The 15543-nt window shown below is 64.5% G+C and carries 15 protein-coding genes and 1 pseudogene; 9 read left to right on the top strand and 7 right to left on the bottom strand.

All coding sequences use genetic code 11. The features are described 5' to 3' along the window. The first annotated feature begins 356 nt into the window (after positions 1-356). The 5 genes from ASG92_RS10010 to ASG92_RS29710 all read left to right on the top strand — a co-directional run bounded on the left by ASG92_RS10010 (position 357) and on the right by ASG92_RS29710 (position 4456). A complete protein-coding gene (locus ASG92_RS10010; protein WP_056627309.1) occupies positions 357-983 on the top strand; it encodes a dihydrofolate reductase family protein in 627 nt (208 codons plus the stop codon). Between the two features lie 403 nt (positions 984-1386). Beyond that, positions 1387-2001 carry a dihydrofolate reductase family protein gene (locus tag ASG92_RS10005; protein WP_056627307.1) on the top strand — a complete coding sequence of 205 codons (615 nt, stop codon included), beginning with the start codon at positions 1387-1389 and terminating at the stop codon, positions 1999-2001. A 309-nt stretch (positions 2002-2310) separates the two neighbouring features. Further along, positions 2311-3306, top strand: coding sequence for a patatin-like phospholipase family protein (locus tag ASG92_RS10000; protein ID WP_056627304.1), 996 nt, complete (start codon positions 2311-2313; stop codon positions 3304-3306). 194 nt (positions 3307-3500) lie between these two features. Beyond that, complete coding sequence (locus tag ASG92_RS09995; RefSeq protein ID WP_056627301.1) at positions 3501-3842, top strand: YciI family protein; 342 nt, start codon at positions 3501-3503, stop codon at positions 3840-3842. Between the two features lie 407 nt (positions 3843-4249). Further along, positions 4250-4456, top strand: coding sequence for a hypothetical protein (locus ASG92_RS29710; RefSeq protein ID WP_240987073.1), 207 nt, complete (start codon positions 4250-4252; stop codon positions 4454-4456). Positions 4457-4475: 19 nt separating this feature from the next. Here the strand turns inward: ASG92_RS29710 and ASG92_RS09985 are convergent, their stop codons facing one another. After that, on the bottom strand, positions 4476-4850 hold the full coding sequence (locus ASG92_RS09985) for a DoxX family protein (protein WP_056627296.1): 375 nt from the start codon (positions 4848-4850) through the stop codon (positions 4476-4478). A 46-nt stretch (positions 4851-4896) separates the two neighbouring features. Further along, positions 4897-5949, bottom strand: coding sequence for an LLM class flavin-dependent oxidoreductase (locus ASG92_RS09980; protein ID WP_056627293.1), 1053 nt, complete (start codon positions 5947-5949; stop codon positions 4897-4899). 66 nt (positions 5950-6015) lie between these two features. Here ASG92_RS09980 and ASG92_RS09975 point away from each other — a divergent pair, with 66 nt between their 5' ends. Beyond that, a complete protein-coding gene (locus ASG92_RS09975; protein ID WP_240987072.1) occupies positions 6016-6576 on the top strand; it encodes a MarR family winged helix-turn-helix transcriptional regulator in 561 nt (186 codons plus the stop codon). A 978-nt stretch (positions 6577-7554) separates the two neighbouring features. Here ASG92_RS09975 and ASG92_RS09965 read toward each other — a convergent pair. Further along, positions 7555-8241 (bottom strand): Ig-like domain-containing protein, encoded by a 687-nt coding sequence (locus ASG92_RS09965; RefSeq protein WP_056627287.1) that lies wholly within the window; start codon positions 8239-8241, stop codon positions 7555-7557. Positions 8242-8246: 5 nt separating this feature from the next. Next, positions 8247-8348: pseudogene (locus ASG92_RS29705) on the bottom strand (recombinase family protein); the annotation flags it as partial. A 65-nt stretch (positions 8349-8413) separates the two neighbouring features. On the opposite strand from ASG92_RS29705, the gene ASG92_RS09960 reads away from it, so the two are divergent. Beyond that, positions 8414-8935, top strand: coding sequence for a GNAT family N-acetyltransferase (locus ASG92_RS09960; RefSeq protein WP_240987071.1), 522 nt, complete (start codon positions 8414-8416; stop codon positions 8933-8935). An 854-nt stretch (positions 8936-9789) separates the two neighbouring features. On the opposite strand, the gene ASG92_RS09955 is transcribed toward ASG92_RS09960, so the two are convergent. Further along, positions 9790-10167, bottom strand: a complete 378-nt coding sequence (locus ASG92_RS09955) for a VOC family protein (RefSeq protein WP_056627284.1) — start codon at positions 10165-10167, stop codon at positions 9790-9792. Between the two features lie 271 nt (positions 10168-10438). Between ASG92_RS09955 and ASG92_RS09950 the strand changes: the two genes are divergently transcribed. Beyond that, positions 10439-11059: a DUF1269 domain-containing protein gene (locus ASG92_RS09950; protein WP_056627279.1), complete on the top strand. Its 621-nt coding sequence runs from the start codon at positions 10439-10441 to the stop codon at positions 11057-11059. A 66-nt stretch (positions 11060-11125) separates the two neighbouring features. Here ASG92_RS09950 and ASG92_RS09945 read toward each other — a convergent pair whose 3' ends face one another. After that, positions 11126-13519 (bottom strand): excinuclease ABC subunit UvrA, encoded by a 2394-nt coding sequence (locus ASG92_RS09945; RefSeq protein ID WP_056627274.1) that lies wholly within the window; start codon positions 13517-13519, stop codon positions 11126-11128. Between the two features lie 144 nt (positions 13520-13663). Continuing rightward, on the bottom strand, positions 13664-14020 hold the full coding sequence (locus tag ASG92_RS09940; RefSeq protein ID WP_056627271.1) for a VOC family protein: 357 nt from the start codon (positions 14018-14020) through the stop codon (positions 13664-13666). Positions 14021-14358: 338 nt separating this feature from the next. Here ASG92_RS09940 and ASG92_RS09935 point away from each other — a divergent pair, with 338 nt between their 5' ends. Beyond that, the gene (locus ASG92_RS09935; RefSeq protein WP_056627269.1) at positions 14359-15543 is read left to right on the top strand and encodes a type III polyketide synthase; all 1185 of its coding nucleotides are present in this window, start codon (positions 14359-14361) and stop codon (positions 15541-15543) included.

Below are 15543 nucleotides of genomic sequence, written 5' to 3'. Positions count from 1 at the left end.
GTTGATGGTCTGCGTCAATCAGGGGCCGGGAGTCCACACCAAGGAATGCGTAGCCAGCACCCGCTACCACGTTTGAGTCCACGTGGACGCCTGCTGCCTCCAGCTTCCGGGCGAACTGAACACTTTGGTCCAACGGGACGGCTGTATCTTGATCGCCGTGCACCAGTCGCCCCACGAGCAGGTCACGCACGATCTGGATCGTCCATCGTTGACCGAGGACCTCCGTGGCGCGCGCGAGACCGCAGAACTGCCCATAGTCCCGCGTGCGCACGACGCGATGCCAACCCGTTGATAAGCAACAGCAAGTGTGCTTGTTTAGACAAGTAACGCAGATCCGGAAGGGGTGTCACCACGACATGAGGTTGACGACGACGACCAACGTCTCGGTGGACGGCGTGATGCAGGGGTTGGGCGGACCTGACGAAGATCGCAGCGGCGGTTTCGACCGCGGCGGATGGGCCATACCACTTCTCGATAGCGAAACCGGGGACTATCTCAATCAGGTCTACGGCGGTGCGGCCGCGTTCCTCTTCGGCCGGCGGACGTACGAGATCTTCGCCGGCTACTGGGGAGCGATGATCGATCCGGCCACGAGCCCGATCGCCGCCGCACTGAACAGCCGGCCCAAGTACGTGGCATCGACCAGCCTCACCGACCCGCAGTGGGCGGGTACGAGTGTCCTGACCGGCGACGTCGCCGCGGCCGTCGGCGATCTGAAGGCGCAGCAAGACGGCGAACTGCTGGTGCCCGGCAGCGGTGTCCTCGTCCGATGGCTGCTCGCCAACGACCTGGTCGACCAGCTCGACCTGCTCACCTATCCCGTTGTCGTCGGCCAGGGCACACGGCTGTTCCCCGATTCCGGTCCGGACATCGCGCTCGATCTGGTCAAATCGCGGACCACTTCCCGGGGCATAACCATCCAGACTTATCGGCCTCTTGGGCGCCCGGAGTACGCAACGTCCACCGCCGACCCGAACACATGACCTAGCTGCGCCCCGACCCAAGATCGCTCGAAGTCAGGCCGATTCCACCGAAAATGCCGAGCGCCCGACGGCGGTCGAGCAGGGTGCGGATGTCGTAGCGAGCCCGCGGTGGTCCCATCGATCTCGTTGCCGTGCCGACCGATCCAGCGGGGGCCGCTGGCATGGTGAGCTCCTTTCGGGTGGCCACCAGCATGGCGCCGCCACCCCAGCAGGACGCTGTGCGTCGGCGATGCGTTCCCGATGAGCGATCCCGGCGCGGCGCAGCGTCTCCGCCCGCGTCCATCTCTCGACCTGCCGTGCGTTCGTCGCTAGTGTGGCACGCAGTGATGTCGATTCCGGGCCATCCCGATAGACGCACGGGTAGAGGCGGCATCCGGTCGCCGTTCACGCGAAGGAGCACACCATGGGAATCCTCTCCGTCGACCTGTTCATCACCCTCGACGGCGTGTACCAGGCGCCGGGCGGCCCCGACGAGGACCGCGACGGCGGGTTCGAGTTCGGCGGCTGGCAGGCGGCATATTCCGACGACGAGACCGGCGAGGCGATCGTCGCCGGCATCAACCGCATGGACGCACTGCTGCTCGGACGCAAAACCTACGACATTTTCGCGGCGTTCTGGCCCACCCGGGGCGACGACGACCCGATCGCAGTGACGTTCAACGCCCTGCCGAAGTTCGTCGTGTCGCGCTCCCTGACCGACCCGGCATGGGAGGGCACCACGGCGCTGTCGGATGTCGCGGAGGTGGCCGCGCTGAAGGACCGGTTCAACGACATCCACGTCATCGGCAGCGGCGACCTCGCACGGTCGCTGCTCGAAGCCGACCTCGTCGACCGGCTGAACCTCTTCCTCTACCCGCTGACCTTCGGATCGGGCAAGCGGCTGTTCGCCGACGGCACCGGCGTGCCGGCGGCATTCCGATTCGCGCAGCCGCCGCAGGCGTTCCCGAAAGGCGCGATCTCTCTCGTATACGAGCGCGCGGGCGCGCCGATCACGGGCATCGACATCAGCCAGGGGTAGCGGCGCCCTCGGGCCGGGGTCGCGCCCTCGGCATCCGCTAAGCCGCGGCCTGTTGCATGTTCACGCCCATTGCAAAGGCCCATCACAGATGAGGGTGTAGCGTTCGGCAGCGACACGGCAACCGGCATGGCGCCGATGGCGAACCGCTTCGCGGGCGTGCTAGCGTTTCAGTGATCGTGATCTATCGGCAGGAGGTGAGACCCATGTACGCAGTATCCGCAGTGGGTGCTCCCTTGCAGTTCCCGATCGCGCGACTGAGGTAGTCGCCACCGGGAGCGCCCGACAGGCAATTCGCGAAAGGCGACTCCCATGAACACGACACCTTCTTCACCTCTGCACTCCATTTCGACGACGGCCTCCGACCTGCCGAGGTCCGACCAGGATCAGCCGCAGGTCGACGCCACAAGGCGGGTACGCGCCGCGGGTGAGCGAGCGTTGGTCCTCGGTGGTGGCGGATCGGCAGGCAATGCCTGGCTGATCGGCGTCATCGCCGGCCTCTTCGATGCCGGGTTGGATGTGACCGAGGCCGATCTGATCATCGGCACGTCGGCCGGATCGACGGCCGCGGCCCAGCTAGCTGGCGCGACCCCGACTGAACTGCTTGCCGCCATCCTTGCCGCTGCCCCCCAGCCACGGACTGCTCCGGTGGGATCCGACGGTGGACGCGTTCGCATTGGGCCGGCGGCGAACCATATGGAGAGAACGAGCCGAATCATCGCCGCCGCTGAGGATGCGGCCGATATGCGCCGCAGAATGGGTGCGGCGGCGCTCGAAATGGATGCGGCGTCGGACGGCTCCGGGCAAACGCGGTGGCGCGCTACCGTCGCCGCGCGGCTGCCCAGTCAGCGCTGGCCGGAACGAACGGTGCTCATCACGGCGGTCAATGCCTATACCGGTGAACCGGTCGTGTTCGACCGCCACAGCGGGGTCGACTTGGTGGACGCCGTGGCCGCCAGCTGTGCCAGTGGCTTCGCCTACAGTATCGGCGGCAGCCGATACATCGACGGCGGCTACCGATCCAACGCCGAGAATGCCGATCTGGCAGCCGGATACGCACGGGTGTTGGTGCTGTCACCATTCGGCGGCAGATCACGGACGCCGGTGGACTGGGGCATGCATCTCGCAACACAGGTCGACGAACTACGCGCACGCGGCAGCAGAGTCGAAACGATCTTCCCGGATAGCAACTCCGAGCACATGTTCGGCGCCAATGCGATGGATCTGTCGCTGCGTCCGCCCGCTGCTCGAGGTGGTTACGACCAAGGCAGAGCCCTTGCCGAGCATCTCACGGAATTCTGGCGCTGACGCCCTCGAAACCAGTCGACTCTGAGGCGTGACGACACCTGCTCATGCCGCCCGCAACGTCGACACCACCGGTCGGTCGCGACGCTCTACCTTGACCACATGTCGGGCGCCGGTGCCATAATCGGGCTGGGCACCAAAGCGGTGCCGCAGAGAAGAGCCGACGGATGGCGCCGCCGGAGCAGAGGAGTCCTCGAATGACGAAGTACCTGATCTCGTTCCCCGGTGAGGCCATGGTGTTCCCCGAGGAGGACTTCGAGGCGGTGGTCGAAGCCTCGCATGCCGTCATCGACGAGGCCAAGGCGGCGGGCGTGTACGTCTTCGGCGGCGGGATCGATGAGGACGTAGACCCGGTGCTCGTGGCCGGTGACGGCACCGTCACCGAGGGCACGTACCCAGGCCACAAGGTGCCCAACGGCGGCTACACCGTTCTCGAGCTGCCCTCGCGGGAGGCGGCACTCGAGTGGGCGGCGAAGATCGCCGTCGCCTGCCGCTGCTCGCAAGAGGTCCGGCAGTTCCAGTACGACCCGGCCAGCTGACGAGGGCAACCTCAGCCAGAGTCGGTCGTGCGTCGCGCGCGCCCATAATGAAGGGCGTGCAGCAGCGCATAGGGCGGGTGACCTCGACCGACGGCACCTCGCTGGCCTACTCGTCGATCGGAGCCGGTCGGCCTCTGCTGTACGTCAGCGGCTGGCGCAGCCATCTCGAGCTGAGTTGGGAGCTGTCGGAGGAGCGCGCCTTCTACGAGCGCCTGGCCGAGGGGCGCCCAATCAGAGTGAGACTGCCATGGCATGGTAGCCGGGGTTTCGCTGGCGCCTGTTCCTACATCCGGGTGTGGGTCGATCCATAAGATGGCGAGGTCATCGGCGTATCGTCCTGCCAGCGCCGAGAAGGCAGCCACGCTCACCGAGCACTCGCCGCCGAGGGTGGTGATTCCGGTGGGCTCGTGCTGCCGGATCAGGTCGAGGGCGGCCCGGAGCTGTTCGACGACGATCGCTTTCGCCTCGATCCCGTTCACTTTCTCAAGCCCGACGTCGGCCATTTCAGTGGGAACCACAGCTGTCGGTCCGTCATGCTGCGGGAGAATGGCTTCCAGAACAGCCGCGCCCACAGCATGGCCCCGGCGAGCGATCAAACGGGAATTCTGCTGTGAGGTTCTTCTTACCCTCCGCTCAGAGGCCGTACGGGCCAAACCGGGCAATGGCGACACCAGCGGCAAGGATACCCAAAACGAGGTTGATGATGACATTGGGCGTTTCGTGGCGACGACTATGAGTGATTGCCGCACCTGCCATAAGAAGGAAGAGTCCAGCCGCGGCTGTGGACACCAGCACGGTGGCCGTATGCAGCAGGGCAGGCAGGACTAGGCCCAGGGCCCCGAGGATTTCGAGTGCGCCGATGCGCTTGACGGCGCCGTCGGAGAAGTCTTCCACCCACCCTTGGCCGGCGGCCGCGAGTTTCGCCTTCGGTTGGGCGATTTTCATGGTTCCTGCTGCCAGGAAGAGAAGGGCCAGTACGGCGGTGATGATCCAGAGGACGACGTTCATGATGTTCTTCTTTCGTGAGGCACTGGGTTGTTCGAGACTGGGGCCGTCATGCGACTTCCATCGCGTGCCGGTGGTCGGCGAGTATCTCGCGGACCATCGGCACGACTTTGCTCCCATAGAGTTCGACGGCTTTGAGGCGTGCGCTGATCGGCTGGGCTCCGGAAGTGAAGATGAGGTCGAAGCGACCAACGTCCAGCGATGCCACTGCACGCGCGATTCTCCGGGCGACGGTCTCTGGTGAGCCGATGTACATCGAGCCGTTCTGGGTTTCGGCCTCGAAGTCTTCACGCCGGACGGGCGGCCAACCGCGGAGAGCTCCGATGCGGTCCCTGACCACCTTGTAGTGGGGCCAGAAGATCTCTTTGGCTTCGTCGTCGGTGTCCGCAATGAACCCGGGGGAGTGCATTCCTACCGGCCACGCCGTCGTATCGAATTCTGCGGTGGACCGCTTGTAGAGGTCAATTAAGGGCAGGAACCGTTCCGGCTGTCCGCCGATGATGGCGAGCATCAGAGGGAACCCGTATTTCGCCGTGCGGACCACTGACTGGGGTGTGCCGCCGACGCCTACCCAAGTCTTGAGTCCGCGCTCTGTCTTGGGGTAAACATCAGCATCAGCCAGCGGTGCACGCATGGTGCCTTTCCATGTCACCGGCTTCTCCTCAAGGAGCCGTGCGAACAGCTCGATCTTCTCCTCAAAGAGCACATCGTAGTCTTTGAGGTCGTAGCCGAAGAGTGGGAACGACTCGGTGAAGGAACCCCGCCCCAGAATGACCTCGGCACGGCCGTTGGACAGCGCATCCACAGTGGCAAATCGCTGGAAGACGCGCACGGGGTCATCGGAGCTGAGCACCGTCACACCGGATCCAAGGCGGATGCGTGAGGTGCGCGTGGCCATGCCGGCGAGGACAGTCTCCGGGGCCGATACCGAATATTCCGGGCGGTGGTGCTCACCGACAGTAAAGACATCCACACCCAACTGGTCTGCCAGCACGGCCTCGTCCACCAACTGCCGGATCGCACAAGCGTGGCTGACTGGTGCACCCTGGTCGTCAACAGGGACGTCGCCGAAAGTGTCCAATCCAAAGATCACTTCACTCATGGTCCTCCTCTAATTGATATGTCAATCACTTAATTGACGCGTCAATCATCACCCCGTATGGTTGACATGTCAAGCGAAGACGAGGTGGTCATGGAACAAAGCGGTAAGAGTGCCCGACAGAGTCCTACTCCGGATGAACTAGCGGTATGGCGCGAGTATGTCGAGACGGCAGAGGCGATACGTCAGGCTTTGGCGGCGGGGCTGCAGGCCACGTCCGGCGTTTCCCCAGGTGACTATGCCGTGCTCCTGGCCCTGAGTGAGTCTGAAGGGCACTGTTTGCGGTCCTCGGCGCTGGCCGAGGGTATCGGATGGGAGCGCAGCCGACTTTCACACCATCTGGGTCGTATGGAAAGCCGGGGGCTCGTTCGAAGGCGTAAGTCGGGTAACGACAGCCGTGGCGCAGAGGTGGAGCTCACTGACGACGGAGCACGGACTTTCCGTGCTTCTTCAGCGCCGCACCTCCGGCTTGTCCGCCGGTTCTTTATCGACGCCCTTGGGCCGGAAGACCTCGAAGCCGCTGGAAAGGTTGCAACGAGTTTGCGCCGCCACCTGAAAGAACTTGCTCTTGAACAGGAAAACGACCGGGGCTTAGCCGTCGTCGAGCCTTATCCGCGCGACACCATGTAGTGGAAACCGGCGCGGTCCACGGCGGCCCAGGCTTCGTAGAAACCGGCCTTTTCGTAGAGTCTTCTGTTGTGTTGTCCTGGATCCGGCTCCCGCGGAGGATGAGTTCGGCGTTGACCATGCCTAACTGGACCGTTGAGCATGGCTGGAGCACACCCGGTGGATCTTGTGTTCGGCGATCGGTGCGGGCATACACCTCTGGCCGGCGCGGAGGTGGAGCGACACATCATCCGCAGGCTACGCAGTCTTGAGACTCTAGGAGACAGCTGCTGTCCTGGCCTGTTGGACGATGGACGGGCGTGCGATGGCAAAGATGGGGGATCAGGGGGTCCTGCTGCCGCGAATGAGTGATCGGCGGTGCATCTCAACCCTGATTGGAGTGAAAGTTGGGAAGTCTAATGGCCTTAAGGCCTCTACCTACGCCGAGCGCTTTCGGGGCCCCGCAGGATTTCCCACAGAATGCCTCGCGCCGCCCGCCGTCGGAGCATTTACGCAGACCAGCGGCGGTTTTGCGGCTCTGAACGGTTCAAACGTAAACGAGGGATTGACCGAAACGGTCATGCTGCTATCGCTATTCAAGTGATGCGGCGATGGTTAGCGTGCCGGTCTGGCCGACAACGGCGCCGTCCGGGTGGAAACGGGGGATGGGCCTCGACTGTGTCGATCGTGGAGAGACGGCCTCCGGTGAGTCGAAGGAATACCGTTTCGCAGTATCGCTGCAGCGGATCGCCGAGACGGCGACAATCGATGAGGCCACTTGGCGCTCCACCTGCCCGTCTCAGTTAAGTTGAACCGTACGGCCCCGGAAATGAGCGGTTTGGTCAACTAAAGTGAGACAAGTTTCCCTGATTTGTCTCACTTTAGTTGACCCAAAAACCCGAATCCTGTCGTTGCATTCGCTTCAGCCGTCATTGCCTATAATCCGAATCGTCGGCCATGGCGCCCGGCACCAGAGCAATGTTGCTTCACGAACGGTCCGGGCTAGTGGATCTGGATGTTGCCGCCTTCGAGCGTTTGGGAGCCTGAGTCGTAGCCGGTGTCGAGCAGGATCCGGTAGGTGTCGATGCCCACGCCGGGCTCGCCGAGGTCTTGGACGTCGATCCGGAACAGGTGCGATCCCTGGCCGTTGATAGTGGCGCGGCCGAAGATCGTCGCCTGCGTGCGCTGCGGGTTGCAGGTCAACGCCAGGATCTTGATCGACTTCACCTTCTGCGGCTGGGCGGGCCCGTGGTCCTGATACTGCTGTTGGCCCTTGACGTTGCCGGCGGCATTTGACTGGGCGTTGCCGCCGAACGTGGCCTTGTCGCCGTTGTTGGCGGTAATCCGGCCACCCTTGGTGATGTTGGCCTCGCAGAGCGGGGTCGTGATCGGCAGCGTCCAGATCTTGGCCGCCGCGGCGAAGGGCTCATCCGGATCCTGCGTGCTGTCGGCGTCGGTGTCGACAGCACAGGCGCTGATCGCGTCCGCGCAGGGAAGCTCGGGGCCCTGGTAGCAGAAGGTCGCGTCCCCGTTCGCGTCGGTGGTGTCCGAGCCGCTCGTGTTGACCGACCCGGTGACCGTGAAGCGCACGGTGATGCCCGGCGTCGGGTTGCCCGATGCATCCTTGACCGTCGCCGTCACGCAGTGCTGGGTGGAGACGTCGTTGGTGTCGGCGGTGGGTGAGAGCATGAGCGTCGCCGGCGCGCCGGGGCCGAACGAGAACGCTCACGGGTGCGTGCACGGATCAGGTCGGACTCGAACTCCGCGACAATCGCGAGCACGTTGAAAACCAACCGGTAGGATTTCGCCTATGGGTACCCTGGTGAGGGTTCGACACGCGCGCGTAGAGGACGCTGCCGAGATGGCGCGCGTGAATGTGCGGTCGTGGCGTGAGACGTACCGCGGGCTGATGGCGGACCACGTCCTCGACGACCCGGGGTTGCCCGCCGCCCGGGAACGGTTCTGGACTGCCATGCTCAGCGATGAGCGCTACCGCGCGAACCGCGTCGCGGTAGCCGAGCGCGACGGCGAAGTGATCGGGATCGCGATGGCGGGGCCCTCGCAGAGCTCCGTGTCGCAGTGGGGCACGCAGCTCTACGTGTTGTACGTCGTTGCGGCTGAGCATGGGACCGGCACCGGGGCCGCCCTCCTGGAGGCCGTCATCGACCCGCACGATTCGGCAGCGCTTTGGGTCGCCGATCCGAATCCTCGGGCGCAGGCGTTCTATCGCAAGCACGGGTTCGTGGCGGACGGGACCGTGAACGTGGACGACGGCGTGCGAGAGATCCGCATGGTGCGGATCCCCTCCGGGCGTGACTCGCACTCTGACTCTCCCTCGCAATCGCGCAGGTTGCGGCGATCGGGACTCGGCGACGAGGGCTAGGTCAAGCCTCGCCAATCGTGACGCGCTGCAACCCCGCGGCGACTGCGAACTCGAGGGATCCGACTACGAGCCGCCGCCGACGAACCCTATCGAGTTCCATCTGATGCGAGAACTCGCGGCTTCTTGATACGAGGTTGCGCCGCGATGGTCCCGCAAGCCCGTCCCTGACCCGATAAACCCTTCGGCTTCAGGCAGCGCGGATGTAGCCGGACAGCCAACGAAGGTTAGCGACGAAGGCCCGGGGGAGTCCGCCGACTCTTCTGTAGCCCCAGCCGACTGAGGCGCAGGCGGACTCCGTGGCCGTGAACACCTCCCGGTCACGTTCGCCGATGCGCTCGTCCGGGCGGATGTCGATGACGACGCCTGTGCCGTCACTCAGCCGTGTGAAGTAATCCGGGATGTCCTTTGATGGTAGGGAACGCCCGGGCCGGCGAATAATCCCGGAACGGCAACCACCAAGCCGCCCCAAGCGGTTGAGTCGTCAAGGAGTCGGATTCGTACCCACGCGCCGAGACATGGCAGACGCCCGTAGCCCAAATCGTGACTGGCCGCTGACGAAACACCCGTCATGGTCCAACTGTGATGAGACAGAACCCTTCAATGGGTCAACTGCAGTGAGTGGAGACACGCCGCTTGGATGGCAGAGCAGTATCGTGCCGAACACGCCGTCCCGAATAGCTTTGCAGGAGCCGAGAATCAACGGAATCGCAGGCCTAACGGGCCACCGAGAGGGGATGTCGAATTCGCACCGGATGCGATTCGCCGGTTACTTGACATAATGTAGATTATCGGCGTTTTAGAATCAGCCGGAAGGGGCTGATCTTTGCCCGCACCGAGAAAGCCATTCTTCCTATTTATCGTGCCTTCTTCGGCGGTATTTCCTGGATGACCCAGCGGTTGCCGTCCGGATCGCTGAGGTGGGCGAAGGCAAAACCTCCCAAATCCTGGGCTTCGCTGATGGGGGCTCCACGGCGGAGAAGTTCTGTCCGTGCCGCCTCCATGTCAGGCACCACCAGCTGGAGGCCTTCGAGGCTGCCCGGGACCATGCTGTTCATTCCGGTTCCGATGACGATCGAACAGGATGAGCCTGGCGGAGTGAGCTGGACAACCCGCATTCCGGGGATGTGTTCGACGTCGTGATCGAGGACGAAGCCGAGGTTGTCTGTGTAGAAGGCCTTGGCGCGGTCCACGTCCGAGACGGGCACCTGTACGACCTCGAGGCGGAGTTCCATGTCCGCCACCCTACGGCACAAGACCGATGTTGGCACTGGGTGAAGAAATTGGGCCGGCCCCCAGCGGTCGCACCTTCATAGCTGCTCCCGCGCCCCTCCGGCTCTGTACAGGTCGCTGTCGGAGGACATAGTTCAATCGGCCACTCCCCCATGGATACGAGCATTTCATGATGTGCGCGGGGCCTCCACAAGAGTCCCCGAATCAGCGCCATCGCCTATGGTGCCTGGGCACGTCAGTCCATTCATCATCGAGATCATTTGGAGGCATCTGATGGATAACTCCGTCATCCTCATTACGCCGGCAGACCAAAGCCACGCTTACGAGGCTCAGAGCAGGATCAGGGAACTCAGCTCCAAGGGTGCCATCGACCTCTTCGGCCAGGCCGTCATCCAAACAGACGACAAGGGCACTCCAACGATCAAAGATTCCGACGAACCCGCCCTCGAAATCGGGACCATCACCGGCGGCCTGCTCGGCAGCGTTATCGGAATCCTCGGCGGCCCGGTCGGTGTGCTCCTCGGGTTCAGCGCCGGTGCCGCGACAGGTTCCGCGAGCGACGTCATGACAGCGGCCGATGCATTCGATGCCCTGCCGCAGATCGCCGCACGGATGAAGCCGCAAACAACTGCGTTGGTCATAGCCGCCCGGGAACCGACGCCAGACGCGGTCGACGCCCTGGCGGAAGCCACGAACGCCACTGTTAGCCGCTGGCCCGTTGAGGACGTACTGGCCGAAGTCTATGCGGCCCGGGAAGCCGCTGACAAGGCCGCTGCCGATGCCCGCCGTGCTGCGCTGGAGGCGAAAACCCAGGAGGTGAAGACCAAGCTGGCGGACGGCTGGGCCAATTTCACGGCGCAGTTCGACACGCATAAGACGGGACACGCGGCATAGCAATCCGCGCCGGCGCCGCCCATCTGAGGAGCGAAGGTGCGCCGCAGGCCTCCCGTCAGGCTTCGGTCAGCTCCCGACGTAGGCCGCGAGGTGCTCGCCGGTGAGCGTGGAACGCGCGGCGACCAGATCAGCCGGTGTGCCCTCGAAGACGAGCCTGCCGCCGTCGTGGCCGGCGCCCGGGCCGAGGTCGATGATCCAGTCGGCATGCGCCATAACCGCCTGGTGGTGCTCGATGACGATGACCGATTTTCCGGACTCCACAAGGCGGTCAAGAAGGCCCAGCAGGTTCTGGACGTCGGCGAGGTGAAGGCCGGTGGTCGGCTCGTCGAGAATGTAGATGTCGCCTTTTTCGGCCATCTGGGTGGCGAGCTTAACGCGCTGCCGCTCGCCGCCGGACAGCGTCGTGAGCGGCTGGCCAAGGGTGAGGTAGCCGAGCCCGACGTCCACGAGCCGGTCGAGGATTTTGTGGGCCGCCGGCGTGCGTGCCTCCCCTTCCCTGAAAAACCCCTCCGCCTCGGTCATCGACATGGCCAGCACTTCGGCGATGTTGCGGCCGCCCAGCTTGTATTCCAGGACTGATGCCTGGAACCTCCTGCCCTCGCAGTCCTCGCAGGTGGACTCTACGGTGGCCATAACACCCAGTTCGGTGAAAATGACGCCCGCGCCGTTGCAGGTGGGACATGCGCCTTCCGAGTTGGAGCTGAACAGCGCCGGCTTGACCCCGTTGGCCTTCGCGAACGCCTTGCGGATCGGCTCAAGCAGGCCCGTGTACGTCGCCGGGTTGCTGCGCCGCGACCCCTTGATGGCACCCTGGTCGATCACCACGACACCGTCGCGGCCGGCCACCGAACCTTGAGTCAGAGAGCTCTTGCCCGAACCCGCGACACCCGTGACCACACAGAGGACGCCCAGCGGAATGTCGACGTCCACGTCCTGAAGGTTGTGCGTCGAGGCACCGCGCACCTCGAGCGTGCCGGACGGCGTGCGCACAGATTCCTTGACCCTGGCCCGGTCGTCCAGATGGCGGCCGGTGATGGTGTCGCTCCCCCGGAGCCCGTCGACGCTTCCCTCGAAGCAGACTCTGCCGCCCTCGGTGCCGGCGCCGGGGCCGAGGTCAACGACGTGGTCAGCGATGGCGATGGTCTCCGGCTTGTGCTCGACGACCAGCACGGTGTTGCCCTTGTCGCGCAGCTGCAGCAGCAGCTGGTTCATCCGCTCGATGTCATGCGGGTGCAGGCCGATGGTCGGCTCGTCAAAGACGTAGGTGACGTCCGTGAGGGACGAGCCGAGGTGCCGGATCATCTTGGTGCGCTGGGCCTCTCCCCCGGACAGCGTGCCCGCCGGCCGGTCCAACGAGAGGTAACCCAGCCCGATTTCGGCGAACGAGTCGAGCAGATGCTGCAGGCCTTTGAGGAGCGGCGCGACCGAAGGCTCGTCGAGTTCGCGGACCCACGCGGCCAGGTCGCTGATCTGCATCTCGCACAGGTCGGCGATGTTCTTGCCTTGGATCTTCGAGGACCTGGCCTCCGGACTGAGCCGGGTGCCGTCACACTCCGGGCAGGCCTGGAACGTGATAGCGCGCTCCACGAAGGCCCGGATGTGGGGCTGCATCGCGTCGACGTCCTTGGAGAGCATCGATTTCTGGATCTTCGGGATCAGGCCCTCGTAGGTGAGGTTGATGCCCTCGACCTTGATCTTGGTCGGCTCCTTGTAGAGAAGGTCGTTCAGTTCCTTTTTGGTGAACTTCGCGATTGGCTTGTCCATGTCGAAGCCGGCGCCGCTGAAGATGCGGCCGTACCAGCCGTCCATGCTGTAGCCGGGAACGGTCAGGGCACCGTCGCCGAGCGATTTGCTGTCGTCGTACAGGGCAGTGAGGTCGAAGTCGGACACCGAGCCCATGCCTTCGCAGCGCGGACACATGCCGCCCAGGTACACAGCACCATGCACCACACTCTTCTCGACCCGGCCCCCGGCTTTCTCCGTGCTCATCACCCCGCTCGCCTTGCGCGTGGGGACGTTGAAGGAGAACGCCGTGGGGGGCCCTACGTACGGCTGTCCGAGCCGGCTGAAGAGAATGCGCAGCATCGCGTTGGCATCGGTGGCCGTGCCGACGGTGGAGCGCGGGTTGGCGCCCATGCGCTCCTGGTCGACGATGATCGCCGTGGTCAGGCCGTCGAGTACGTCGACGTCCGGCCGCGACAGCGTCGGCATGAAGCCCTGGACGAAGGCGCTGTAAGTCTCGTTGATCATCCGCTGCGACTCCGCGGCGATCGTGCTGAACACCAGCGAGCTCTTGCCGGAGCCGGAGACGCCGGTGAACACCGTCAGCCGGCGTTTCGGGAGTTCCACGCTGATGTCCTTGAGGTTGTTCTCACGCGCGCCCTGCACGCGGATCAGATCGTGGCTGTCGGCAGCGCGCAGCACGGGCGACTGCATGTCCGTCCTCGTGACAATGCTCATCGTGGCTCCATCTGTTGGGCGGTGCCGCCTTCGCGGCCTCCGTCGGCGTCGTCTGGCTCTATCTAACCAGCTTCGAGCAGCAGGTCCGGCGTTCTTTCGCTTCGGCCCGTGACGCCGCCGGGCGGCGCATACGCCCGGCTGCACTCACCGGTCTTCAAGCAGCCCGAGGACGTTGCCATCGGGATCGGTGACCGTGGCCACCAGGCGGCCGCCGCCGACGTCGTGGGCTGGCTCCTTCACGACGGCGCCGGCGGCGGTCACCTCGGCCAGCTTCGCCTCGAGGTCCGGCACGTGCCAGTAGGCCACCGGTGAGGTCATGCCCTGCGGCCCGCCGCCCGGCACCAGCCCGATGTGCTGACCCGCGGCCTCGAAGCCGACGTAGTAGGACTCGTCGGTCTGCGGCGGAACGCCGAGCAGGGCCGTGTAAACCTCCTTGGCCGCCGCCAGGTCGGAAACGGGATGCAGCACGGTCTTGATTCCCTGAGTGGAAGAGCCGGTCATGGTCACTCCTGAGGTCGTGGGTCTGGTCGGGACTGTCTGGCTTAAGGACGAACGGGAAGTCCGGATCGACAGCCCGGCCGGGGTTTTCGCCGTTGGCTGTTCGGCTTCTTGGGGCCAGCCCGTAAGCGAAGGCTGACCGCCGGGCTGGTCACATGCGAGATCGTGCCACGTCATCCCGGAGTTGTCTAGCGCCGCCGGCGTCCCGCTGCCAGCGAGCGAAACTCGCTTCAGCTGGCACCAACAACCCGCCTCGACTGGGCTAAAGATGCTGGTCAGCGGCTTAATCCGGTCCAGGCCCATCCATTGTCTTAAGCTGCGGTGTCGCTAAGAATGAACCAATGACGGTATATGTGCGAGCCCTCGAAACTGCTGTTCCGCCGACATTGCTTGTCCAGACGGAAGCCCGTGACGTCTTTGCCGCCCAGCCCGGCCTTACGCGGCTCGGCTCACGGCTGGTGGCCACATGCTTCGACTCGGCCGCCATTGACACGCGGTATACGGCGGTCCGGGAGCTGACCATGGATTCCCGGGCAGACAATCCGCAGTTTTTCGACCCCGACACCGGCCTGCTCCGCAGTCCCAGCACCAAGGCCCGCAACGACCTCTTCGCCACGGAGGCCACGAAGCTTTTCATCGAGGCGGCCCATGCGGCCGTCGACAACTGCGCCGGCATCGATCCACTTGACATAACTCACCTCATCACGGTGTCCTGCACAGGATTCTTCAACCCCGGTCCTGACTACAAGATCGTCCGTGCCCTGGGGCTCAACCCGGCCGTGCAGCGGTACCACCTGGGCTTCATGGGCTGCTACGCAGCATTTCCGGCGCTCCGGGCCGCGAAGTCCTTCTGCGAGGCGGATCCGGAGGCCGTCGTGCTCGTCGTGTGCGCCGAACTCTGCTCGCTCCATGTCCGGACGTCCAACGATCCGGACGCCATCATGGGGTCCGCGCTGTTCGCGGACGGCGCCGCCGCCGCCGTCGTGACGGCGCGGGACGTTCCCGAGTCAACAGCGCTGCTCCAGCTGGACCACTTTGAGACCGTCCTGACCCCGGTGGGTGAGGATTCAATGGCCTGGAACATCGGTGATGAGGGATTTGAAATGGTGCTCGGCAACTACGTGCCGCACATCATCGACGACCACATCGTCGGTGCCCTGGAGCCGCTGCTGGCCAGGGACGCCTCGCTGAGGGGCCTCCCCTACCGGGACATCACACACTGGGCCATCCATCCCGGCGGCCGGAGCATTCTGGACAAGGTGCAGTCCCGTCTGGAGCTCACGGACGAACAGCTGGTCCCGGCCCGGGAGACGCTGCGGAACTTCGGCAATATGAGCAGCGCGACGGTGCTGTTTGTCCTCAAGCACATCCTCGACCTCCCGCCGCGTGATGGCGATGAACGCATCTGCTCGATGGCCTTTGGACCCGGGCTCACCGTCGAAACCGGACTTTTCACCAAGGTGCGGCAACCCCGGCCGGACATCCCGGTGCCCGCTGCCGCTGAGGCTGAATCGTCTCTCGCCTGA

Source organism: Arthrobacter sp. Soil736 (assembly GCF_001428005.1).
In the GTDB taxonomy this organism is placed as follows: Bacteria; Actinomycetota; Actinomycetes; order Actinomycetales; family Micrococcaceae; genus Arthrobacter.
The sequence above is the reverse complement of the archived record's forward strand: the minus strand, read 5'-3'. Positions and strand labels throughout refer to the sequence as shown.

Excerpts from the sequence above, each read along its gene's own strand:
- ASG92_RS09975 (WP_240987072.1), top strand. The coding sequence starts at position 6,016 with ATGTCAAGCGAAGACGAGGTGGTCATGGAACAAAGCGGTAAGAGTGCC.
- ASG92_RS10005 (WP_056627307.1), top strand. The coding sequence starts at position 1,387 with ATGGGAATCCTCTCCGTCGACCTGTTCATCACCCTCGACGGCGTGTAC.
- ASG92_RS10010 (WP_056627309.1), top strand. The coding sequence starts at position 357 with ATGAGGTTGACGACGACGACCAACGTCTCGGTGGACGGCGTGATGCAG.
- ASG92_RS09965 (WP_056627287.1), bottom strand. The coding sequence starts at position 8,241 with ATGCTCTCACCCACCGCCGACACCAACGACGTCTCCACCCAGCACTGC.
- ASG92_RS09995 (WP_056627301.1), top strand. The coding sequence starts at position 3,501 with ATGACGAAGTACCTGATCTCGTTCCCCGGTGAGGCCATGGTGTTCCCC.
- ASG92_RS09935 (WP_056627269.1), top strand. The coding sequence starts at position 14,359 with ATGACGGTATATGTGCGAGCCCTCGAAACTGCTGTTCCGCCGACATTG.
- ASG92_RS09980 (WP_056627293.1), bottom strand. The coding sequence starts at position 5,949 with ATGAGTGAAGTGATCTTTGGATTGGACACTTTCGGCGACGTCCCTGTT.
- ASG92_RS09985 (WP_056627296.1), bottom strand. The coding sequence starts at position 4,850 with ATGAACGTCGTCCTCTGGATCATCACCGCCGTACTGGCCCTTCTCTTC.
- ASG92_RS09960 (WP_240987071.1), top strand. The coding sequence starts at position 8,414 with ATGGCGCGCGTGAATGTGCGGTCGTGGCGTGAGACGTACCGCGGGCTG.
- ASG92_RS09940 (WP_056627271.1), bottom strand. The coding sequence starts at position 14,020 with ATGACCGGCTCTTCCACTCAGGGAATCAAGACCGTGCTGCATCCCGTT.
- ASG92_RS09950 (WP_056627279.1), top strand. The coding sequence starts at position 10,439 with ATGGATAACTCCGTCATCCTCATTACGCCGGCAGACCAAAGCCACGCT.
- ASG92_RS09945 (WP_056627274.1), bottom strand. The coding sequence starts at position 13,519 with ATGAGCATTGTCACGAGGACGGACATGCAGTCGCCCGTGCTGCGCGCT.
- ASG92_RS09955 (WP_056627284.1), bottom strand. The coding sequence starts at position 10,167 with ATGGAACTCCGCCTCGAGGTCGTACAGGTGCCCGTCTCGGACGTGGAC.
- ASG92_RS10000 (WP_056627304.1), top strand. The coding sequence starts at position 2,311 with ATGAACACGACACCTTCTTCACCTCTGCACTCCATTTCGACGACGGCC.